We start from the raw sequence: 23,169 nt of genomic DNA, 5'->3' as shown, positions 1-23,169 counted from the left end.
TCACCAGATGGTGGCGATGCATCAGCAACTGGCGCAGGTCGCGCGTGGCCCGGTCCGGAACCCAGATCGGGGTCCCCGGCAAGCGCGTCTTTCGCTTGCTGGGGTGGAGATCCGCGGAAACCGGTTCTCCTCCAGTAACTCCAGCAGCAGACGGGCATGGTTGCGGTCCGTCTTCTGCTTGCGCGGCGCCGCCTTGCGGATCCGCGCCGGATCGCCAACCCACAGCTCGATGCCCAGATCTTCCAGCATCTCCTCATACCACCGGCTGTAGCCGCTGGCCTCCAGGCCGACCCGCTTCCTCCACGCGGGAGCCCTGGCCTTTACCTGCCAAAAAGCTTAACCGCTGCCGATGGCCGGAGCCGACGTCGTTATGCAATCAAGGTATACCCCGGGGGCTAAAGCCCATGTTTCTAATGGCTTGGGGAGAGGGCCAAGCCTGAAGGCTTGGCGTACCCAGAGACGGTTCGAGCGTTGTTCGAATGGACCCACATCTCAGAGTCGAGATGTGGGGCACCCGGCACCCGGGCACGGCAAAAGCGACCGTAACGCAAACGCAAACGCAAACGCAAACGCAAAAGCAAAAGCAAACGCAAAAGCAAAAGCAAACGCAAAAGCAAAAGCAAAAGCAAAAGCAAAATACGGGGATTCTTCGCTTCGCTCAGAATGACGAGCAAAGACAAGGCGCAAAGACCAGGTGCAAAGGCAAGGTGCAAAGGCAAGGTGCAAAGATGGCCCAGCTACGATCCTGGTCATGCAGACAGCTGTTGGCGACGCTTGATGTGTACGGATGACGCAGTGCCGTGGCTGGGGGATGCGAGAATGGAAGGGTGAAGATATCCAGGGTTTTGTTGTTGGCGATGGCGGGGGTTCTCGCCGGATGCAAGACGAGTGCGCCGCCGAAGCCGGTGGACCAGTTGAATGCGCAGGAGATGCATGGGCATGCGGTGTATCAGGCGCGCTGCGTGACCTGTCATAGCGACCGGACGGACCAGAAGCGGAATGGGCCTCCGATGCTGGGCGTGTTCAAGAAGCAGTACATGCCGAGCGGGGCTCCGGCGAACGATGAGCGTGTCTCGGCGACCGTTCAGCACGGAAGGAATATGATGCCGGCACAGGGAAATGTGATCGACCAGCAGGAGCTGGATGATCTGCTGGCTTATCTGCATACTTTGTGAGGTGCAACGTACGAGGTACGAGGTACGAGCTACAAGGTTGCAGGGAGTTTGGGGGCGGGGTTGAGCGACGGGCACGAGTTCAGAGAGCTGGAGTCGGCTGAGGTACGGAAGCTGCAGGCGCGCGCCGGGGGGATGCTGCCGGGCATCGCGGGGATCGCGATGTTCATGATCTTCATGACGATCCTGAACGCGTTTGCGGCGTTGAGGGGATCGTTTGGAACTGCTGCGGCGAAGTACAGCGTGCTCGCGGTGTGCACGCTGATGGCGGCGGGGGTCTTCGGGATGCTGCAGCTGAAGAAGTGGGGATGGGCGATCGTGACGGCGGGGTGCCTGCTGCTGAGCTCGGGGGATTTTTACATCTTCGAGCGGACGAAGACGGGGTTCTTCCTGATTCGCGCGCTGCTGGTGCTGGTGTTCTTTCTGTACCTGGTGCGGACTGAGGTGCGGGAGCGGCTGCGGTAAAAGGTACCCAAGGTACAAGGTACAAGGTGCAAGGTGCGAGGTCTACGGCGGGGTAGCGTGGGTTGGTACACTGGAAGAGATGACTCCGCCGGTTGCTTCGATACAGGACGAGCTGGTTCAGATTGATCTTTCGCCGCGCAAGCCCGCGCCCAAGCCGGTGTGGCTGAAGGCGAAGGCCCCGATGGGGGAGACGTTTCACAACCTGAAGAAGATGGCTCGCGAGCTGAAGCTGCACACGGTGTGTGAGAGTGCGCAGTGTCCGAACATCGGGGAGTGCTGGAACCAGAAGGCCGCGACCTTCATGATGCTGGGGAATCTGTGTACGCGGCGGTGCGGGTTCTGCGCGGTGCCGAAGGGCAGGCCGGAGCCGATCGACCAGGACGAGCCGCGGCGCGTGGCGTATGCGGTGGCGCAGCTTGGGCTGCACCATGCGGTAATCACTAGCGTGAATCGCGACGACGATAATGTTGGCTCGGCGCGGGCGTTTGTTGAGGTCGTCAAGGAGATTCGCGCGCAGGCTCCGGGATGCCGCGTGGAGATTCTGACGCCGGACTTTCAGGGGAACGAGGAGTCGCTGCGGCTGGTGGTCGGGGTGCGGCCGGAGATTCTGAATCACAACATCGAGACGGTGCCGCGGCTTTATCGGGTGGCGAAGTCGGGTGGGCGTTACGAGAGGTCGCTCAGGTTTCTGGAGCACGCGAAGGAGATTGCGGCGGAGATGTTCGATGACCGCGAGGGCGACCAGATTGTGACAAAGACGGGCATCATCGTGGGGCTCGGCGAGGAGATGCACGAGCTGCTGGCGGTGTTTCGTGATCTGGCGGACCGCAAGGTGGATATTCTGACGATCGGGCAGTATCTGCGGCCTTCGCGAGATCATCTGCCGATGGCGCGGTACTACACGCCGGATGAGTTTGCGTTCCTGAAGCATGAGGCGCTGGGGATGGGCTTCAAGCATGTGGAGTCGGGGCCGCTGGTGCGTAGCAGCTATCACGCGCAGGAGCAGGCGGAGTCTACGGGGTTGGCGTAGGATCGCGCGCGGCGTCTGCCGGGCGGCGATGATCGCCTGAGGTTGTTTTGATTGCGAGGAAGACTGTCGAATGAGTGAAGCGGTACGGATTAGGGTGAAGAAGTTGGTTGCGGAGGCGAAGGTTCCTCGGTATGCGCATGTGGGGGAGTATGGCGATCTGGCGGCGGATTTGTATGCGTCGGAGGCGCTGGTGATTGAGCCGGGGTCGACGGTGGGGGTTGCGACGGGCGTGGCGATGGAGTTTCCGTCGACGCATGGGGCGCTGGTAGAGGACCGCTCGGGGCTGGCACTGAAGGGGATGACGACGCTCGCGGGCGTGATCGATCCGGGGTATCGCGGGGAGATTCGCGTGGTGGTGACGAACCTGGGGGCGGCGGCGGCTGAGGTGAGGCCGGGGGACCGGATCGCGCAGCTGCGGATCGTGCGGAGGATCGAGGCGGAGTTTGAAGAGGTGGCGGAGCTGGGTGAGGCGGCCCGCGGTGCGGGAGGGTTTGGCAGCACGGGGGTGTAAGTCGCACATCGCGGTAGAGAAGCAGGTTTCTCCACTCCGGCTTCGCCTCCGGTCGAAATGACAGTTTATGGGCGGGGAGGGGGAGAAATGAGGGAGCGCTGTGCGGCAGGTAGTCTATTCTGGCAGGTCGCGCAGGCATGGTGTGCACCATTGCTGGGCGTAATCAGGCCGCAAAGTCACGTACAATTAACGTAGCGAGCCATGTCTAAAATGCATCAGGAATTGCACCCGGCCATCCCTGCCCCGGCAACCATAACTCCCGAGTTGCTGAAGCAGCACAGTATTACCCCGGACGAGTACAAGCGCATCGAAGAGGCCTTAGGCCGAATCCCCAGCCTTACGGAGCTGGGGATTTTTTCGGTGATGTGGTCGGAGCACTGCTCGTACAAGTCGTCGCGGGTGCATTTGAAGCGGCTGCCAACGAAGGGCGAGCGGACCTCAGGGCCGGGAAGCGTGGTTCAGGGTCCGGGCGAGAATGCGGGCATCATCGACGTGGGCGATGGATGGGCTTGTGCGTTCAAGATCGAGTCGCATAATCATCCGAGCTACATTGAGCCGTATCAGGGTGCGGCGACGGGCGTGGGCGGTATTCTGCGCGACATCTTTACGATGAACGCGCGGCCGCTGGCCGTGATGGACTCGCTACGCTTCGGGCCGCTCGACGAGAGTGAGTCGGACGAGGCATTGCGCCGCAAGAATCACCAGGTGGTGACGGGCGTGGTGCACGGCGTGGCGGGATACGGCAACTGCTTCGGCGTTCCGAATCTCGGCGGCGAGACGCGATTTGAGCCTTGCTACTCGGGCAATCCGCTAGTGAATGCGTTTGCGCTGGGGCTGGTGAAGAAGGACGAGATCTTCTACGCGAAGGCTGTGGGCGTGGGGAATCCGGTGATCTACGTGGGCGCGAAGACGGGCCGCGATGGGATTCACGGCGCGACGATGGCGAGTGAGGAGTTCACCGAGGGCTCGGAGCAGAAGCGACCGAACGTGCAGATGGGCGATCCGTTTATGGAGAAGCTGCTGCTCGAGGCTTGCCTGGAGGCTATGGCGACGGGCGCGGTGCTGGGGATTCAGGACATGGGAGCGGCGGGGCTTACGTGCTCGACCTGCGAGATGGGAGCGCGTGGTGGGCTGGGGCTGACGGTTGAGCTTGACCGCGTGCCGCAGCGCGAGACCGGCATGACGAGCTACGAGATCATGCTGTCGGAGTCGCAGGAGCGCATGCTGCTGGTGGCCGACAAGGAGCGCGCGGTCGAGGTGCTCGATGTGTTTTCGAAGTGGGGGCTGGATGCTTCGATTGTGGGCGAAGTGACGGCGGAGCCGCGGATGCGCATCACGCAGCGCGGCGTGCTGGTGGCGGATATTCCGAACCAGTCGCTGACGGATGATGCTCCGGTGTATCACCGGCCGGTGGGGACGTGGACGCCGCCGGTGCCGAAGGATCCTCCGGCGCATGTGCTGGAAGAGTTGAAGAAGCCGCGTGATTACACGGCTGACCTGAAGAAGCTGCTGGCGAGTGCGAACATCTGCGACAAGCGCTGGGTGTACGAACAGTACGACTCGATGGTGCAGACGAACACGGTGCAGGGGCCGGGCGGCGAGGCCGGCGTGATGCGGATTAAGGGAACCGGCGCGAGTGCCGGCTCCGACATCGACCCGCTCGCTTTCGACTACAGCGCTACGGGGAAGATCGTGAATGCGATTGCCGGATCGACGCCGGAGAGCAAGGCAACGATGGATACCGGCAATCTCGACGCTGCGAACCCCGTGGTTGCGCCGGATGCATCGCATGCGTTTGCTGCGGCGAAGGGGGATAGGAAGGTTCGCGGAGAGCGCGGGTTGGCGATGGCGCTCGCCGGGAATGGACGCTGGTGTTATCTCGATCCGAAGCTGGGCGCGATGCATGCCGTGGCCGAGGCGGCGCGCAAGGTGGCGTGTACGGGGGCTACTCCTGTGTCGGCGACAAACTGTTTGAACTTCGGGAATCCGGAGAAGCCGGAGATCATGGCGCAGTTGTCGGCGGCGATTGATGGGATTGCCGAGGCTTGTACGGTGCTGGGGACTCCGATTACGGGCGGGAATGTCTCGCTCTATAACGAGACGAAGGGTGTGGGGATCTATCCGACTCCGGTGGTTGGGATTGTCGGAATTATTGATGATGTGACGAAGAGCATTCCCTCGGCTTTCCAAAAGCCGGGAGAAGTAATCCTGCTCATTGGCGAGTTATATGGACAGATCGCCCCGATTGCACTCAAAGAGTTTGGGTCGTCTGAGTTTGCGAAGACTTTAGTTGGAGATATGTGGGGGACTCCACCGTACATTTCTGTGAAGAGCGAGTCGCAACTCCATAATTGCATTTCTAAACTCGCAGCTGAGGGGCTTGTGACCAGCGCTTTCGATATCTCGGATGGTGGAATAGCGGTGGCACTGGCCCGTGCCTGTCTCAAGAATTCAGTGGGAGTCAATGCGGAAATTATTCCTATAGCTGATGCACCTGCGGTATGTGCGCTCTTTGGTGAACAAGCGAATGTTGCAGTGATCACTTGTTCTGTAAACAATCAATCACGCATCGAAGAGATTGTTGAGAGTTTTGAAGATTTATCTACAGTGAATATAGGTCTCACCGCAGAAAAAGAATTTGAAATTCTGGTATTTCCAGAGATAGCAATGGAAAAGGATGGAGTTCGAATTCGGACATCGTTAGAGGATCTCCATAGCGCATATTCTGGCGCTCTCGAATCGAAGATCGCAGAAGAGTTGGTCACGGCATGAACAACGAACTCACTACTCTCGAGAACGATGTGATGGACATGCAGGACGACGCGACTCCGTTCGACAAGCTGCGTGAAGAGTGCGGGGTGATGGCGGTTTACAACCATCCTGAAGCGGCGCGCATGACGTATTGGGGGTTGTACTCGCTGCAGCATCGCGGGCAGGAGTCGGCGGGGATTGCTACGGCCGATGGGCAGAATGTGAACGACATGAAGGGTATGGGGCTGGTCTCGGAGATCTTTACCGATGACGTGCTGGCCAAGCTGCCCGGACACATGGCGATTGGGCACACGCGCTACTCGACGACGGGTGATTCGGCTCTGCTGAATGCGCAGCCGATCTCGGTGGAGTCGACGCGGGGGTTGATTGCGATTGCACATAACGGCAACCTGGTGAATCTGGGCAACTCGCGCGAGCGGCTGGAGCGCGATGGGGCTGTGTTTCAGACAACGTCGGACTCGGAGATCATCATTCAGCTGATTGCGCACTCGAAGGCTTCGACGCTGGTGGACTGCATCGCCGACTCGCTCTCGCAGGTGGAGGGCGCGTTCTCGATTGTGATGATGACGCGCAACCGCATCTTCGCGGCGCGCGATCCGCATGGGCTGCGGCCTCTGTCGATGGGGCGCATCTCAGGGGCGAACGGCGCTCCGGATACGTTTGTGTTTGCGAGTGAGACGTGCGCGTTCGACCTGCTGCATGCGAAGTATGAGCGCGACGTGGAGCCGGGCGAGCTGGTGATGGTGTCGGAGGACGGCGTGACCTCGCGGCACTTCGCAAAGATGGCGGTGCCGAAGGCGAGCTGCATCTTCGAGCATGTGTACTTTGCGCGGCCCGACTCGAAGATCTATGGGCGCTGGGTGCAGAAGAGCCGCGAGGAGATGGGCCGGCAGCTGGCGCGCGAGTCGGGTGTTGCTGCGGACCTGGTGGTTCCGGTGCCGGACTCGGGCGTAACGGCTGCGCTAGGCTATGCGGCGGAGTCGGGGATTCCGTTCAACTTCGGGTTGATCCGCAACCACTATGTGGGGCGTACGTTTATTCAGCCGGAGCAGAGGGTGCGCGACTTCGGCGTGAGGATGAAGCTGAATCCGGTGCGGGCGCTGCTCGAGGGCAAGCGCGTAATCCTGATCGACGACTCGATCATTCGCGGGACGACGTCGCGGAAGATTGTGCGCATGGTGCGGGCCGCGGGAGCGACGGAGGTTCACATGCGTATCTCCTGTCCGCCGACGATCTCGCCTTGCTTCTATGGCGTGGATACGCCAAGCAAAAAAGATTTGATTGCGGCGAACAAGTCGATCGAGGAGATACGCGAGTTTATCGAAGCGGACTCGCTGGCGTATCTGTCACTGGTGGGGTTGACGCACTCGTGCACAATGGGCGAGCCGGTGGACGGGCTGTCGCCGGGCGACTTCTGCACGGCGTGCTACACGGGCGACTATCCGACGGCCTGGGTGGATGTCTCGGAGATTCTTCCGGCGGAGGCCGTGGTCTCTCGCTAACGCGCTAGCGGTCTTCCTGCTCGCTCGGCAGCTTGCCGAGGATAGCGGAGCAGCAGGTCGTGCCGGATGGTTTGAACTCCATGAACTCGACGCGGGTGAGGTCTGGGTCGTAGAGGTTGAGCTGGACTTTGCCGTCGCGGCCCATCTGAGTCTTCGTGCAGGTTGGGCCTTCGCACTGATTGCGCTGGAGCGTGGCCACGACATCGTTCATGTGCGCGGTGCCGAGCGACATGTGGTTGCTGCCTCCGAGCTGCTTCGGCGTTGCGTCCGGGCTGACGTTGAGCATGTACTCCAGCCAGTCGGTGCCTTCAGGTACCTGCACGCTGGACCAGTCGACGCGCCCGCTGTCGTCGCGGCCGCCATGCCAGTTGGCGCGGAAGCCGAGGATGTCTTTATAGAAGCGGTCCTCAGCGGCTGCGTCCCTGACGACGAAGCCGGCGTGGATGATGCGGCGCGAGGCGGCGGTCGCGGGAACTGCGGGCGGAACCGCGGGGCCCTTTGCCTGCTGGGCGAAGAGGATGAGGTTGCCTTCGGGGTCGTGCACGCTGAAGCTGTTTTTGTCCGCGGTATCGCCTCCAAAGGACGAGACGATGGCTACTGAGTGCGCTTTGAGGTACTTCTCGAGCGCGCGTGCGTCGCGGGTCGTAAAGGCGACGGCGGCGAGGCGCGTTGGCGGCGCTGGCGAAGGGAGCGGTGCGACCTCGATCCACTGCGCGTCGTTGACGGGGTAGCGCGTGATATCGCCGGCGCGGCTGGAGCTGTAACCGAGGGTCTTGCCGTAGAAGTTTGCGGACGCTGAAGGATCGCTCGCGTAGACGCGGACGAAGGCGATTCCGGTGATGGCTGGCCGCTGTTGCTGGGACCGGGCGAACGCAGTGGTTGCAAGCAGAAGGAGGAGGGCGGAGACTCTTCTCATGACGAGGCCAATCTACCGGCCTGCGCGAGCGGAGTCAAACGAACCCGCATCGTTCGTGCGAGCGAAGGATCAGGAGGCGCGATGAGGCAGCCAGTTCTTACTGCTGAAGAGGTTTTGCGCTGGAACGAGGCGACGAGCGCGGCGTGGCGCAAGCTGCTGGGCGAGCATCCGGAGCTGCTTTGGGTGTCGTGCGATATTGCGCAGACGTCGACGGTGGCTGAGATGCTGCAGCATATTGTTGCGGTCGAGCTGCGTTTTGCGGAGCGGCTCGCGGGTGCTCCGGAGACGGATTACGCGGAGATCCTGTACGACACGGTTGAGAACATCTACGTGACGCATGACCGTGCGATTGTGCTCTATCGCCAGGCGCTTGCGGCCGATCTCGACTGGGAGAAGACGATGGAGTTCAAGACGCGCAGCGGCGCGGCCAAGGCTTCGTTGAAGACGATGTTGTTTCACGCGCTGCTGCACAGCCAGCGCCACTATGCGCAGCTGGGGACGCTGGTACGGCAGCATGGGCATACGATCGAAGGCCCGGGCGATTATCTGCCGATGGAGATGACCTGGGGCTGAGCGCTGCCAGGTGCGTCACGGATCGACCCTGCAGCCTACTCTGTCTCCTCGGCGGCCTGCCGGATCCATTCTGCTTCAAGTTTTGTGACCTCCCGCTGAATAAATTGCCAACCAAGATACAGGAGGCCTGCAGCGATAAGCGCAAAATTCAGGACATACATTCTGTGCGTTCCGCCTTTCTGTAAATATCCTGCAGGCCCTCATGCAGAACCTGCCCAACGGACGACCAGGAAAACTTTGTATCGGCGAGCGAGCGGGCAGCTTGACCCAGACGGGCGCGCAGGTCTGGATTGCCCAGCAGCAGCTCCAGGCGTTTACAGAGAGCTTCCGGATCGCCGGGCTCGATCAGGAAGCCGGTCGAACCGTCGACGATCATCTCGGGCATCGCCCAGATATTCGAAGCGACGCAGGGCAGGCCGAAGAACATGGCCTCGCGAATCACCGTCGGGAAAGGATCGTGATTGGAGGGCAGCACGAGGACATCCGCCTGCCGGTATGCGTCGAGGAGGCGCTGAAGCTGCGCGGGGTCCGATTTGTCGAGCAGACCGAGGTGTGTAATGTTGCTTAGTCCGGACAGCTCGGCGGGGAGCGTTGCGGCGCCCGCGAAGACGAGCCTTGCGGAGGTCATCGACGACTGGAGCTTCGTGAAGGCCGCGGCGACGACATCTCCGCCCTTGCGTTTGAACTCCTTGGCGATGAAGAGGACGGTCGGCGCGGCCTTTGTCTTTGGCTGTTCGAGTTTTTCATCGATCAGGCGCAGGTCAAAGTTGGGACCGGCATAGGCGGTCCTGACCTTCTCCGGGGAGAGGCCATAGAGCTCGATGAACGACTGGCGCAGCCGCTCGGAGATGGTGAAGACGAGCGCGGCGTTGCGGTAGCGACGCGCGTGCTCGCGTCCTATGTTCTCGAGCTCTCTGACGCTGAGGCCGCGCGAGTGACCGTCCTTCGCCTCCACGACATCGAGTGCCATGTTCCAGTCGCAGTAGACGGCGTAGGGAAGGTCTCCGGGAGGATCGTAGGCGGCTCCGATCTGGAGGAGCACGTCGGGCTCCGCGCCATTCCCCGCGCCCTTCATGGAACGGAGTGCAGATGCGGTTCGGAGACGGGAAACTGCGTTTCCGTAACGAAACCTGGAGCGCCATCGCGCGCGGTCGGGCGAGAGGCTGGCGAGGGCGGCCATTCCGCGCTCCCATCGGTTCATGGAGGCGTCGACGGGGACCATCTCATGGCCCATCTGCTGCAGAGACAGGAACATCCTCTTGGCGGTGCCGGAGAACACGGTCTCGGAAACCGACGCATTCCCCTCAGATACCATCCCGATGCGCGCCAGGTTCACGCTCCACCTCTTGAATAAGTCGTTATGGTCCAAACAGGCTATCAGAGCCAGTTGGCGCGTCAAAGGTTACTTCAGCGCGCGCCAGCCGATGTCGCGGCGGTAGTGCATTCCTTCGAAACTGATCGTTGCCATGCGGGTGTAGATGCGGTCGAGCGCGGTGCGGAGATCGTCTGCGGCGGCGGAGACGGCGAGAACTCGGCCTCCGGCGGTGACCAGGTTTCCGTCCTTGAGGGCGGTTCCGGCGTGGAAGATGACTACGTCTTCTTTGTCGGCTTCGTTTTGGGCTTCGTTTGGTTCAAGGCCGGTGATGAGTTTTCCGGAGGCGTACTTGCCGGGGTAGCCTCCGCTGGCGGCGATGACGGTTGCGCTGGCTCCGGGTTTGAGGCGGACGACGAGCGAGTCGGCGGTCTGGTCGATGGTGGCGTTGAAGAGGTCGAGGATCGGGGTCTCGAGGCGGAGGACGATGGCCTCGGTCTCGGGATCGCCCCAGCGCGTGTTGAACTCGAGGACCATGGGGCCGCGCGGCGTCATCATGAGGCCGATGAAGAGGATTCCTTTGAATGGAGTGCGTTCGGAGGCCATGCCTTCGACGGTTTTTTGCGCGATGTTGTGGGTGATCCACTGGCGCATCGCGGGCGTCAGGAGGCCGTCGGTCGAGTAGGCTCCCATTCCGCCGGTGTTGGGGCCGGCGTCGCCCTCGCCGACGCGCTTGTGGTCCTGGGCGGCGGCGATGGGAATGGCTCGGCGGCCGTCGCAGAGGGCGAAGAAGGAGACCTCTTCGCCGGTGAGGAACTCCTCGAGGACGACCTCGGTTTCGGCGGTGCCGAGAAGGACTCCGGAGAACATCTCGGCGGCGGTGCGCTCGGCCTCGAGATGGGTGTTGCAGATGACGACGCCTTTGCCGGCGGCTAGTCCGGAGGCTTTGACGACCACGGGGACGGTGAAGCGGGCCAGTTGGGTGCGGACGTCGTCGAGCGTGGTGCAGAGGGCGTGCTCGGCGGTGGGGATTTGGTGGCGCTGCATGAAGGCCTTGGCGAAGGCCTTCGAGGATTCCAGTTGCGCGGCGTCCCTGGTGGGGCCGAAGACGCGGAGTTTGCGTTTCTGGAGCTCATCGACTAGTCCGAGGGCAAGCGGGACCTCGGGGCCGACGACGGTGAGGTCGGGCCGCTCGATGGCGGCGAGGTTGACCATCTGATGCAGGTTGTTGGTGTCGACGGGAGAGCAGCGGGCGAGGGCGGCGATACCTCCGTTGCCGGGGGCGGCGACGATCTCGGTGACTTCGGGGGACTGCTTGAGCGACCAGATGATGGCGTGCTCGCGGCCGCCTCCTCCGATGACGAGAACTTTCATTTGCCTTGCTCCCCCCTCCCCTATGTTTTGTGCAAAGTATCGATTTTGCATGGTTTAGTCGGGGACTAAGGGTGCAAAATATTCGAAACAAAGGGGTTAGTTTGTCAAACTATAGATTCGAAAAGGGTTAGCTCTGGTGGTAATGAGGGCTGATCGCCGTTTTCTTGTCTACTCTTCCAGATTAACAAAGTGGAGGGGGTAAATCGGCGCTTTTGGGAAGATTGTTTTTTGGGTGTAAGTGCTTGTGGGGGTTTGGGTTGTGGGTTTGGGGGCAGTTTCAGGGGTATTGATATGGGATTTTGCTGGGGTTTTTCGATGAGTATCCCGGTCGCTTCGCTCCGGTCTTTGGATTCAGCGAGCTTTGCTCGCTGGGAAAGCTTGCCTTCGGCAGAGCGGTACGCGCGCTTCGCGGGCGGTTTCTTTTCTTCTTTTGGGGTCTTAGAGGGCCAAGCCTGAAGGCTCGGCGTACCCAGAGGCGGTTTGTGCTTTTCGCGCCAATGGTCGGCACACGCCACGCCGTTACTGATTTTGGTAATCCCTGATGCCCGGCGATATATCAATGAGGAACTCACGTGCTTGCAACTCAGTTTCAGCGATAGACTGGCCGCAATGAACGCCGCACGCCTCCTGCCTCTGTTCGTCATAGTTCTGCCTCTGCTCTTGCGCAGTTTGTGGATCAGAAGTCGGCAAGCCCCGAATCGTGTCGCACCACACCAATGGAACTTGGGCACGGCGCCATTCACATCCTGCGTGTGGAGGCTCTTTCCACTCAGCCAACGGACGGAACTTACGCAGACGAGGGCTACGGACAAGGTGAGTTTGACACTGTAAAACTGCTTGAGGTGCTTAAGAGCTCAACTCATTGGAAATCCTGACATGTTTTCCGGGTTCACCCTTTTCGAGGAGAACGCAGCGAGCAGGATAACTTCGCTCCAGAACACCTAACAATCGGCAAACGTTGCTATCTCGTATAACGTACTACCTCGATGAAGAAACCCATGGGCAGTCCGACCTCATTGGGTTGACTCGTTGCGGAGCCCTGGAGGACACTCCAACGGTCCGGAACCAACTTCTCGAGGGTGTTGCGCGCAGTACTGGGCATCGCAAAACTGTCGAGAAATGAACCAGCCTGCAAGCTTCTCACCGGAAGCCCTTCATTGCGGGCGATTGGACGCCTCCTGGCAGGCTAGCGATGGGGGTTGCCGCCGCCTCCGCGAGCATCACCGCCTCCTCCTCCCTGCATGTGGGGTTGGGGTGGCGGGGAGTAGGGGCGCGGCTGATAGGGTTGCTGGAAGCTGCGGGGTTGGGGGGCTGGGCGTGACTCGGGCATGGGGCGCGGCTGGTATTGCGGGGCCGGGCGTGGCTGCGGCTGGGCCTGTGGGGCGGGGCGGGGTTCGGGGGTGGAGCGGTAGAACTGCTGGGGCCGCGGCTGGATGGGCTGCGGGGTGGGGTTTACAGGGGCCGGGCGGGACTGGTACTCGGGCCGGTTCTGGGGTTGAGCGACGGGCTGCTGGATGGGCTGCGCGGGCCGGGCGTAGGGCTGGATGGGCTGCGGCGTGGGGCGAAGGTAGGGCTGGCCAGGCGGCGGGCCGGGGCGGACGTAGGGCTGGTTGGGTTGCTGCTGCTGGATACCGGGCTGGCCGGATCGGTTGGGGTAGGCGGGCTGGTTGGGGTTGGCGGGGCGGCCGTACTGGAAGCTGGGCTGGCCGGTTTGCGTGGGCTGCTGCTGGATGGGGCGGGCGTAGCCGGGCTGTGCGGGCCGGGACTGGTATTCGGTGGGCTGTTGCTGCTGGTATTGGCCCGAACGCTGCTGCTGGTATCCGTCTGGGCGGGGTTGGGACTGGGCGGGCGGAGTGAATCCGGGCTGCGTCGCGGATCCGGCCTGGGCTGCGGATCCGGGTCGTGTGGTGTATCCGGGTCGTGTGGTGTATCCGGGTTGCGCTGTGTATCCGGGTTGGGCGGTGTATCCGCGCTGGGCCCCGGGCATGGGGCGGGCGATGGGGTTATGGATGCCACGGTCGGCGGGGATGGGCTGTGAGGCGACAATGTTGGCGGGGCGTCCGCGGTTGGCGTTGTAGAACTGCTGGCGGTTCTGGAGGGCCTGCTGGCGGATGGCTAGCTGGGTCTGCATGGGCGCGAGGTGGGGCTGGCGGATTGCGGCCATCTCGGCCGGGCGGGGCTGGACGCGGACGCCGCGGGGGCCGCCGTTGTAGGCGACGCGGGTGGTGTTGACGTAGCTGCGATTGAGGTAGACGGTCCGGTCGTAGACGTTGGTGACGCGGGCTACGTTGACGCGGGTGACGGCGCGGTTATAGCAGAAGTGCGGGCCGCGCCAGTAGCCTCCCCAGAAGCCGTAGCCGGGGTAGCCGAAGCCGTAGTTGATTCCGCCGTAGAAGCCGACGTAGCGGCCCCAGTAGCCGTGATGGAAGCGATAGTGGTTACGGTAGAAGCCCCAGTAGCCGGGGGTCCAGAGTGCTCCGGGCCAGGGGGCGGCGACCCAGACTCCGGGAACCCAGTAGTATCCGGCGGGGGCGTATCCCCAGTAGCCGGGGGTCCAGAGGTAGTTGGGCTCAGGGGCGGGGGGCTGCTCGTAGGCGGGGAGCTGGGGCGGGGGCTGGTTGGCGGAGAGCTCGTCGAGGGAGGTTTGCTCGCTGGGGGAGAGGGGCTGGCCATTGTCGTTGTAGGTCTGCTGCTGGTCGTCGTTGTAGGTCTGCTGCTCCTGTTCGTCGGCGGGCTGCTGCTGGTCCATTTGCTGCTGATCGGGCTGCTCCTGGGCCTGATCGTAGGGTTGCTGGTTTTGGTTGGGGGAGGGCTGCTGGGCGTCTTGCTGGTCGGGGGGCGGCACGCCTTGCTGGGCACCGGTGTCTTTGTACTCCTGGGCGCGCTGGATGCTCTCGTTGGGGACGGTGGAGGAGCGGGGCGGGGCTTGCTGGGGCTGGCCGGGAGAGCCCTGCGGGGCGGCCTGGGCGATGGGGTCGTCGCCGGTGACGGGGGCCATGTTCGCGGCGGCGGGGTCGTCGTTGGGGTCGCTCTGCTGGGGCTGTTGGGGCTGCTGGGCTTCGGCGGCGGAGACGTGGTCGGAGAGGTCGTTGTGGCAGCCGGTGAAGGTAGTGAGGAGGAGGCCGAGGGAGAGGAGGGGGAGGATCCTTCTTGTTTTGACTTGCGGGGTCATTGCGTCGTGCTCCTGGTGTTTAGAACACCATTCCTTAATATGAGATGCGATTCTTTCATGGCAGGGTGGCGGATGGGTGATCCTTTGGTGGGAGTGCCGGAAAAAGAAGCATACCCCAGGGGCTGAAGCCCCCTTTCCGTTTGTGTGGGGAGAGGGCCAAGCCTGAAGGCTTGGCGTACCCAGAGGCGGATCGCGTTTTTGCGCGATGGTCCACTCATGTCGCGATTAGACTGCGCCCATGAATGGGGTACCCCGGCAAAAAATGCAGCGGGCTCTCCACTCCCCGTTCGACGCGTTTCGCTTGCTCAGGGTCTTGTCGCGATGACGGCTTCAGGTTAGCGATGACGCTTTTGAAGAACGATGACGCTTTTGTGGTGGGGTGGCGGAGTTGAGCTGGCGTATGGGCAGTCGTAGAATTATTGGCGATGGAAGGACGTTCGCCATTGCTGAAGCGCTTTCGCCATGGCCGCCCGGACCGTGGGCGCTGATGGAGCGTCGCAGGCCATTCCCTTCTGAGAGTTGTTAGGATTTTTCCTGTCGGACCGGCTGCTGGTGCAGCGAGGCCCTTCAACCAGCGCGTGATGAGCGCTTCCTTTGGAGATAAACGATGTCGACGACACAGACTGTTTCTGATTCCTCCCGTCCTGATACCTACAAGAGTAAGGCGACGCTGAAGTCGGGCGCGAAGAGCTATACGATCTACCGGCTGGATGCTTTGAAGAGCGAAGGCGTGAACCTTTCGCGGCTGCCGTTTTCGCTGCGGATCCTGCTGGAGAACCTGCTGCGCCATGAGGACGGCGCGAGCGTGACGGCGGACGATATCAAGTTTCTGGCGAAGTGGGACCCGAAGGCGGAGCCCTCGCGCGAGATTGCGTACATGCCCGCGCGTGTGCTGATGCAGGACTTCACGGGAGTTCCGGCGATCGTCGACCTTGCGGCGATGAGGGATGCGATGAAGCAGCTGGGCGGCGATCCGGAGAGGATCAATCCGCTGCAGCCGGCGGAGCTGGTGATCGACCACTCGGTGCAGGTGGACGAGTTTGGAACGAAGCGGGCGTATGACCTGAATGCTGCTCTCGAGTTTCAGCGCAATCGCGAGCGGTATGCGTTTCTGAAGTGGGGGCAGACGGCGTTTCGGAACTTTTCGGCGGTGCCTCCTGGGATGGGGATTTGTCATCAGGTGAATCTGGAGCACCTAGCGCGGGTGGTGTTCACGACGGAGGACGGCGTGGCGTATCCGGACACGCTGGTGGGGACGGACTCGCACACGACGATGATTAATGGCCTGGGCGTGCTGGGATGGGGTGTGGGAGGCATCGAGGCTGAGGCGGCGATGCTGGGCCAGCCGGTGAGCATGCTGGTGCCGCAGGTGGTGGGCTTCAAGCTGACGGGCAAGCTGAAGGAAGGCACGACGGCGACGGATTTGGTGCTGACCGTGACGGAGATGTTGCGCAAGCTTGGTGTGGTGGGCAAGTTTGTGGAGTTCTACGGGCCGGGTGTGAGCGAGCTGCCGCTGGCGGATCGCGCGACGATTGCGAACATGGCTCCGGAGTATGGGGCGACGTGCGGCATCTTCCCGGTGGACGCGGAGACGCTGCGCTATCTGCGGCTGACGGGGCGTCCGGAAGAGCAGATCGCTCTGGTGGAGACGTACTACAAGGAGCAGGGGATGTTCCACACGGCGGACGCGGCTGAGGCGGAGTACTCGGCGACGATTGCGTTGGATCTGAGTACGGTGGAGCCGAGCGTGGCGGGGCCGAAGCGGCCGCAGGATCGCGTGGCGCTCTCGAAGGCAGGGGAGAGCTTCAGGCAGCAGCTTCCGTCGCTGCTGGGGCCGAATGCGAAGGGGCAGTCGGTGCGGCAGCTGGTTCGCTGGGAGGGCGAGGGCGGGCACGCCTCGCTGACGGGCGATGTGACGAGCCCGGTGGGTGCGCCGGCTCCGGTGGTGGTTGCTCCGGAGGTTCCGGTGACTACACTGAACAGCGGGGCGCTGGATGCTCCGGCGGTCTCGATTCGCAGCCGGTTTGGCATGGATCCGGAGCCGTATCTGGTTCATGGCTCGATTGTCATTGCGGCGATCACGAGCTGCACGAATACGTCGAATCCTTACGTGATGCTGGCGGCTGGATTGCTGGCGAAGAAGGCGGTGGAGAAGGGACTGAACACTCCGCCGTGGGTGAAGACGTCGCTGGCTCCGGGTTCGCGCGTGGTCACCGATTATTACGAGAAGGCTGGGCTGATGCCTTATCTGGACGCGCTGCGCTTCCAGGTTGTGGGATATGGATGCACGACGTGCATCGGCAACTCAGGGCCGCTGCCGACGGATGTGTCGAAGGCGATCGAGGACCATGGGCTGGTTGCGGTCTCGGTGCTGTCGGGCAATCGGAACTTTGAGGGGCGCATCTCGCCGGAGGTGAGGGCGAACTACCTGATGAGCCCTCCGCTGGTGGTGGCGTATGCGCTGGCGGGGCACATCGGGCACGACTTCGAGAAGGACGCGCTGGGCAAGGGCCACGATGGGCAGCCGGTGTTCCTGCGCGACATCTGGCCGACCCAGCAGGAGGTTGCGGATGCGGTGGGAGCTTCGATCGACTCGTCGATGTTCCACGAGGAGTACAGCCGCGTGACGGAGGGCGACCAGAACTGGCGCGGGCTGCAGTTCCCGGAGGGCAAGACGTACGGGTGGGAGGCGGACTCGACGTACATCCGCAAGGCGCCTTACTTCGACGGCATGAAGCAGGAGCCGGAGCCGGTGGAGGACATCTACGGGGCGAGGGTGCTGGCGGTTCTGGGCGACTCGGTGACGACGGACCACATCTCGCCGGCGGGGTCGATCAAGCTGAACGGCCCGGCGGGCAAGTACCTGACGGAGAATGGGGTGAAGCCTGCGGACTTCAACAGCTATGGTTCGCGCCGCGGCAACCATGAGGTGATGGTGCGCGGCACGTTTGCGAATGTGCGGCTGCGGAACAAGCTTGCTCCGGGGACGGAGGGCGGCGTGACGCGCCTGCTTCCGGACGATGTGCCGATGTCGATCTACGACGCCTCCGTCGAGTATGCGAAGCGGGGGACTTCGCTGGCGATTCTTGCGGGCAAGGAGTATGGGTCGGGCTCGTCGAGGGACTGGGCGGCGAAGGGACCGCGGCTGTTGGGCATCCGGTTTGTGATCGCGGAGAGCTACGAGAGGATTCACCGCTCGAACCTGGTGGGGATGGGGATTCTGCCGCTGCAGTTCTTGCCGGGGCAGAATGTCGAGTCCCTCGGGCTGACCGGCGAGGAGGTCTTCCGCGTGGGCGAGCCGGGCGAGCTGAAGGCGATGCTCGACGGTAAGTTTGCGAACGGCAAGCAGATCGCTGTGTTTGCCGAGTCGGACCGCGGGAAGACGACGGAGTTCTGCGCGACGGTGCGGATCGATACGCCTCAGGAGATTCTCTACTACCAGAACGGCGGCATTCTCGAGTACGTTCTGCGGCGGCTGGCGGCGAAGGGATAATTTCTCTGGGCTAACGTGCGGTGTGTTGTCTATAGTGGGTTCAAGATTCTATCGTCCTCCAGGGCTTAGAATCTTGAGCCCTCGCGGCGCTTCAGCCCAAGTTGTCGCGGGGGTTTTGTGCGTGAGGTGGTGGTGATCGAGTTATAAGGCGGATCTCGCTTTTCGCGCGATTGTCCCACTCATGCGATGAAGCTGCATGAATGGGGCACCCGGCACCCGGCTTCGATTTGGAACGAACATTGTGATGGCGGTCATTTTCGATCGGCCGGAAGAACTACTGGGATTCTTCGCTTCGCTCAGAATGACGGATATCGGGAGCATGACGGATATCTGGGGCGGGTTTAGGCTGGTGAGGCTGAGCTGAAGGACATTCTGTGCGTGAGGTGTGTGCGATGACTAGGTACGCGAGTCTGCAGGAAATGTCTTGGTGCAGGATGCGACGCATTATGTGAGTCAGTGAAGGAAACCACGAGTGCGTAGCCGTCGCCTCCATAGCTGAAGGTCGTGGAAAAAAATGTACCTACGCCATGAGAATGGCGTAGGTGGTAATGGCACTTATCCACCTCATTACTATGTCTTTTACACGCCTACCCATGTTAGCGTTCAAGGCGCGTGGACGGTACAACAGGGAGTCAGAACTTATGTTGAGGATGTTTGCAAGCACTCTCCGATCTAGTTCAAAGAGCGCACTTGCACTAGCTTTTCTTTTTAGCTCGATCTTAGACGGAGGGGCAAGGACGCTTTATGTTATTAGCGGGACTCCAACCAACTACTCGCCGGAAGGAGTTGCAGTTCAGCTTTTCACCTTGACTGAAGGAAAACCTCATCTCGAAGACACTCTAGTGTCGGCTCGCGATGGGCTTTACTCCATCCAAAGCGACCTTAGCGGAAGTTATGCAATATTTTCGCCTCACGGCGTTCCATCGCGTGTTCGGATATTGAGAACGGGACCTTCACTATCCTCAGCGGACTATTCGATCGATGGGGGAATTGCACAAGGGATTGACTCAAAGCTCTTGATGATCGGCGATAAATTCAATACGTCCTTGATAGTTCCAGTACACCGAACTGGCGCAGGTGGGCCGCCCTCAGTTATGGTGATTCCTCTCAACAAGAGTGGTGAACCACAAAAAATTCCGCTTTCATCGGTAACACTTGAGCAGTTGACTTTTACGGGGGTGCCAGGGGGCCCGGAGGGTGCCTATTCGCCGATCGGAAGGATAGCCAACGGGCATGTAGTCTTTTCGATCGAGGGTTTTTCCGAGCGTTTATCCGATCTTCCAACACGACTCCAAAGTGGTCACGAGGGAGAACAGATCGGTGTCGTGGCGGCCTCTCAGAATTTTGTAGTACTGTCGCTGCCTAGTCGTCGATCTGACCTTGAAAGCCAGCACGGGGAAACGTTCAGAACTCTATTCGTCAAGGATCGTCGTCTGAACCAATGGAGGGAAGTTCGCCTAAAGGGAAATGTCTCCAGGTCAAGATTATTCGGCGACTGGCTGGCTTCGATTGAGGAGTCATGGCAGTCCGATAACGTGTCGAATCCCGGAAGGGAGGAGAGTGAGAGCGCGGACGTGGCGAGACTATTCAAGTATGGTGAGGGGGCATTTGCAAATATCCCTGGCGTTTTGCTCCTCGACAATCTCGAAACCAAAACCCACGTAGAGATAAAAACAGGGGAGGAGGACAGCGAGGTATTGGATGTTACGGATAACCATATTTGCTATCGAGTAAATGATTCCATCTTCGAGGGAGAGATAAATGGCGAAGGGATAGGCAAGATAGTAGAGATTGGCCATGGTCCGGAGCTCCGAAGCGTTCACTGGGCTTTCTGGAAATAAATCCTCAATGCCACTTTGAGTTTCGTTCGTCCTGTTGTCTCGATAGGGCCGCTGGCGAGTGTTGGTTTGCCGGGGGGGGCGCGGTGAAGGAGCTTCGCGGCTTTGTGGAGTCGGCGGGTGCGAAGCCGGCGGGGGCGCTGTTTCTCTCGGGAGGGTCAGCGAAGGCTGCGGCGGGGGCGGTGGCGCATGAGCTGGGGCGCGGGCTGTTTCGCGTGGACCTGAGCGCGGTGGTGTCGAAGTACATCGGGGAGACGGAGAAGAATCTCGAACGGGTGTTCGAGGCGGCGGAGGGGCAGGGGGCGATTCTGTTCTTCGACGAGGCGGACGCGCTGTTTGGCAAGCGGACGGACGTGAAGGACGGGCACGACCGCTATGCCAATATCGAGATCAACTATCTATTGCAGCGGATGGAGCGCCATGCGGGGCTTGTGATTGTGGCGACGAACGCTCCGGTGCGTGTTGAATCCTGCCGGTTCTGCCGGCATGTGGCGCTGGGGTAGCGGGCCGAAGTTTGCGTCGCGGCCTATAATGAACTATGGCAATCGCTCACCCGGCCTCGACGAAGCCAGGGATGCAGGACAAACCTGAGAGCCAGCCGCTGAATCCAGTTACCGATGCGGGTGTCGAGTTGAACGTGACTCCACCGGCTGAGATTGGAGGGGCTGCTTCGGGTGCGGAGGTGTCTGCGCCGGAGGGGAAGTCCTGGGAGTCCTCGGCGTCGCGCCTGGCGGGGTTGTCTGAGAGCGATGTCAGGACCATCGACGAAAAGTTTAAGAGGCTGCTGGACACGGTGCATGCGAACCGGCCGGCGGATGATCTGGAGATCATTCGCAAGGCGTGGGCGTTTTGTTTGCAGCAGCATGAGGGGCAGAAGAGGGCGAGCGGCGAGCCGTATGTGATCCATCCGCTGGAGGTGGGTCAGGTGCTGGCGGAGCTGAAGATGGACTCGACGGCGATTGCGGCGGGGCTGCTGCATGACGCCGTGGAGGACACGGACGTCAGCTCGGAGGAGATTGGGAAGAAGTTCGGCGAGCAGGTGGCGCACATCGTCGAGGGCGTGACGAAGCTGGACAAGATCAAGTTTGCGAATCGCGAGGACCACCAGGCGGAGAACATCCGCAAGATGCTGCTGGCGATGGTGACGGATGTTCGCGTGGTGATCATCAAGCTGGCGGACCGGCTGCACAACATGCGGACGCTGGAACACCTGAAGCCGGAGAAGCAGCAGAAGATAGCACGAGAGACGCTGGAGATCTACGCTCCGCTGGCGCACCGGCTGGGCATGGGCAAGCTGCGCGGCGAGTTGGAGGACCTGGCGTTTCGGTACACGGACGAATTTGCATACGAGCAGCTGTCGCATGAGGTGGAGGCGCTGCGCGGTGCGGGCGAGGAGTTCCTGAAGAAGATTGTGACGCGCATGGAAGAGAAGTTGCGCGAGTTCAAGATTCCGGGGCGCGTGGAGTGGAGGATCAAGCGGCTTTATTCGATCCAGCAGAAGCTGCAGGACCAGAAGATTCCGGTGGACCAGGTGTACGACCTGCTGGCGATCCGGGTGATCACGCAGACGGTGCAGGACTGCTATGCGCTGCTGGGGCTGCTGCACTCGATATGGAGGCCGGTGCCGGGGCGCATCAAGGACTTTATTGCGATGCCGCGGCCGAATCTCTATCAGTCGCTGCATACGACGCTGATCGCGGAGGGTGGGCACCAGTTCGAAGTGCAGATTCGCACGGAGGATATGCACCGCGTCGCGGAGGAGGGCATCGCGGCGCACTGGAAGTACAAGGCGGACGACAACGTCAGCGCGAAGGACGAGCAGAGGCTGGCGTGGGTGCGGCAGCTGATGGAGTGGCAGAGGGAGATGTCCGACCCCAACGAGTTCATGTCGACGCTGAAGATCGACCTGTACCCGGAGGAGGTCTACACGTTCACTCCCAAAGGCAAGGTTGTTGTTCTGCCGAAAGACGCGAGCCCGGTGGACTTCGCGTATGCGATCCACACCGAGGTGGGGAACACGACAGTCGGGGCGAAGGTGAATGGGCGCATCGTTCCGCTGCGGACGAAGCTGAAGAACGGCGACATCGTTGAGATCACGACGCAGGCAGGGCATACTCCGAGCCGCGACTGGCTGAGTTTTACGAAGAGCAGCAAGGCTCGCAACAAGATCAAGCACTGGCTGAACGAGCATCAGCGGCAGCGCGCGATGGAGATCGGGCGCAAGCTGCTGGACCGCGAGGCGAGGAAGTTCAAGCTGTCGCTGCATAAGTTCACGACGGCGGACTACGACCGCGTAGCGACCGAGTACGGCATGACGAGCGAGGCGGAGCTGCTGGCGGCGGTGGGGTTTGGGAAGTACTCGTCGCGGCAGGTGCTGAACAAGCTGGAGCCGGGCTCGACGATGGTTCCGGAGCCCGCGCACCCTGAGCCGGGAACCGTAGGGAACACGATCGGCCAGATGTCGGAGGCGGTGAAGCGCGTCTTCTTCGGCAGGGGCTCGGAGTCGCTGCAGGTGGAGGGGCAGGACGATCTGCTGGTGTATCGCGCGCGATGTTGTAATCCGATTCGCGGCGAGGAGATTATCGGCTACGTGACGCGAGGCAAGGGTGTGGCGGTGCACGCGCGGAGCTGTCCGAATGTGCAGAACCTGCTGTATGAGTCGGACCGGAGGATTCAGGTGGAGTGGGCGCCGACGCCGGCGGAGCGAGGGGTGGCGAAGGCGCAGACGTATCCGGTGAAGCTGACGGTGATCTGCGAGGACCGCACGGGGATGTTGAAGGAGTTTACGGCGATCATCTCGGATGACGACACAAATATTCGAAGCGTGGATTCGAAGGCCGCCGGGGATGGGATGGCGGTGGTGGACTTTGTGATCGAGACGGTGGACGTGCGGCACCTGAACCGTCTGGTGGAGCGGCTGCGGCGTGTGCCTGGTGTTCGGGAGGTCCAGCGGGTGCAAAAGATATAGCACCCGCTGAGCACGCGGTCGCCCTAACTTCTCCCCTGACGCGAACGCGCGCATTCACATTTCCGAGCATC

The 23,169-nt window shown here is 61.6% G+C and carries 16 protein-coding genes; 11 read left to right on the top strand and 5 right to left on the bottom strand.

Going from position 1 to position 23,169, the window contains the following annotated elements:
- Positions 1-21: 21 nt before the first annotated feature.
- Entirely contained in the window at positions 22-249 is a 228-nt protein-coding gene (locus Q363_RS04980) for a hypothetical protein (protein ID WP_035348266.1), read from the bottom strand.
- Positions 250-827: 578 nt separating this feature from the next.
- On the opposite strand from Q363_RS04980, the gene Q363_RS04970 reads away from it, so the two are divergent.
- The 6 genes from Q363_RS04970 (at position 828) to purF (ending at position 7,452) form a co-directional block, all read left to right on the top strand.
- Positions 828-1,175, top strand: a complete 348-nt coding sequence (locus Q363_RS04970) for a c-type cytochrome (RefSeq protein ID WP_245632041.1) — start codon at positions 828-830, stop codon at positions 1,173-1,175.
- 60 nt (positions 1,176-1,235) lie between these two features.
- Positions 1,236-1,637 (top strand): hypothetical protein, encoded by a 402-nt coding sequence (locus Q363_RS04965; protein WP_245632040.1) that lies wholly within the window; start codon positions 1,236-1,238, stop codon positions 1,635-1,637.
- A gap of 79 nt (positions 1,638-1,716) precedes the next feature.
- A complete protein-coding gene (gene lipA / locus Q363_RS04960) occupies positions 1,717-2,667 on the top strand; it encodes a lipoyl synthase (RefSeq protein ID WP_035348263.1) in 951 nt (316 codons plus the stop codon).
- A 70-nt stretch (positions 2,668-2,737) separates the two neighbouring features.
- Positions 2,738-3,178, top strand: coding sequence for a dUTP diphosphatase (gene dut / locus Q363_RS04955; RefSeq protein WP_035348262.1), 441 nt, complete (start codon positions 2,738-2,740; stop codon positions 3,176-3,178).
- Positions 3,179-3,388: 210 nt separating this feature from the next.
- The gene (gene purL / locus Q363_RS04950) at positions 3,389-5,950 is read left to right on the top strand and encodes a phosphoribosylformylglycinamidine synthase subunit PurL (protein ID WP_035348261.1); all 2,562 of its coding nucleotides are present in this window, start codon (positions 3,389-3,391) and stop codon (positions 5,948-5,950) included.
- On the top strand, positions 5,947-7,452 hold the full coding sequence (purF, locus tag Q363_RS04945; RefSeq protein WP_035348260.1) for an amidophosphoribosyltransferase: 1,506 nt from the start codon (positions 5,947-5,949) through the stop codon (positions 7,450-7,452). The genes purL and purF overlap by 4 nt, the downstream gene beginning before the upstream one ends.
- Before the next feature lie 4 nt (positions 7,453-7,456).
- Here purF and Q363_RS04940 read toward each other — a convergent pair whose 3' ends face one another.
- On the bottom strand, positions 7,457-8,368 hold the full coding sequence (locus tag Q363_RS04940; RefSeq protein WP_051978378.1) for a VOC family protein: 912 nt from the start codon (positions 8,366-8,368) through the stop codon (positions 7,457-7,459).
- Between the two features lie 81 nt (positions 8,369-8,449).
- Between Q363_RS04940 and Q363_RS04935 the strand changes: the two genes are divergently transcribed.
- Positions 8,450-8,941, top strand: coding sequence for a DinB family protein (locus tag Q363_RS04935; protein WP_035348258.1), 492 nt, complete (start codon positions 8,450-8,452; stop codon positions 8,939-8,941).
- Between the two features lie 148 nt (positions 8,942-9,089).
- On the opposite strand, the gene Q363_RS04930 is transcribed toward Q363_RS04935, so the two are convergent.
- The 3 genes from Q363_RS04930 to Q363_RS43735 all read right to left on the bottom strand — a co-directional run bounded on the left by Q363_RS04930 (position 9,090) and on the right by Q363_RS43735 (position 14,799).
- Entirely contained in the window at positions 9,090-10,277 is a 1,188-nt protein-coding gene (locus tag Q363_RS04930; RefSeq protein ID WP_051978377.1) for a glycosyltransferase family 4 protein, read from the bottom strand.
- Positions 10,278-10,343: 66 nt separating this feature from the next.
- Positions 10,344-11,627, bottom strand: a complete 1,284-nt coding sequence (purD, locus tag Q363_RS04920; RefSeq protein ID WP_035348252.1) for a phosphoribosylamine--glycine ligase — start codon at positions 11,625-11,627, stop codon at positions 10,344-10,346.
- 1,186 nt (positions 11,628-12,813) lie between these two features.
- On the bottom strand, positions 12,814-14,799 hold the full coding sequence (locus Q363_RS43735; RefSeq protein ID WP_051978376.1) for a YXWGXW repeat-containing protein: 1,986 nt from the start codon (positions 14,797-14,799) through the stop codon (positions 12,814-12,816).
- A 607-nt stretch (positions 14,800-15,406) separates the two neighbouring features.
- On the opposite strand from Q363_RS43735, the gene acnA reads away from it, so the two are divergent.
- The 4 genes from acnA to Q363_RS04890 all read left to right on the top strand — a co-directional run bounded on the left by acnA (position 15,407) and on the right by Q363_RS04890 (position 23,098).
- Positions 15,407-18,292 carry an aconitate hydratase gene (gene acnA, locus Q363_RS04905; protein ID WP_051978375.1) on the top strand — a complete coding sequence of 962 codons (2,886 nt, stop codon included), beginning with the start codon at positions 15,407-15,409 and terminating at the stop codon, positions 18,290-18,292.
- Positions 18,293-18,933: 641 nt separating this feature from the next.
- A complete protein-coding gene (locus Q363_RS40175; RefSeq protein ID WP_157466538.1) occupies positions 18,934-20,133 on the top strand; it encodes a hypothetical protein in 1,200 nt (399 codons plus the stop codon).
- Positions 20,134-20,216: 83 nt separating this feature from the next.
- Positions 20,217-20,633: an ATP-binding protein gene (locus Q363_RS42645; protein WP_245632039.1), complete on the top strand. Its 417-nt coding sequence runs from the start codon at positions 20,217-20,219 to the stop codon at positions 20,631-20,633.
- A 35-nt stretch (positions 20,634-20,668) separates the two neighbouring features.
- Positions 20,669-23,098 (top strand): RelA/SpoT family protein, encoded by a 2,430-nt coding sequence (locus tag Q363_RS04890; protein WP_157466537.1) that lies wholly within the window; start codon positions 20,669-20,671, stop codon positions 23,096-23,098.
- Positions 23,099-23,169 lie beyond the last annotated feature (71 nt).

This window comes from Edaphobacter aggregans DSM 19364 (genome assembly GCF_000745965.1).
Classification (GTDB): Bacteria; Acidobacteriota; Terriglobia; order Terriglobales; family Acidobacteriaceae; genus Edaphobacter; species Edaphobacter aggregans.
Note: the sequence above shows the minus strand (reverse complement) of the source record. Positions and strands in the feature narration are given on the sequence as shown.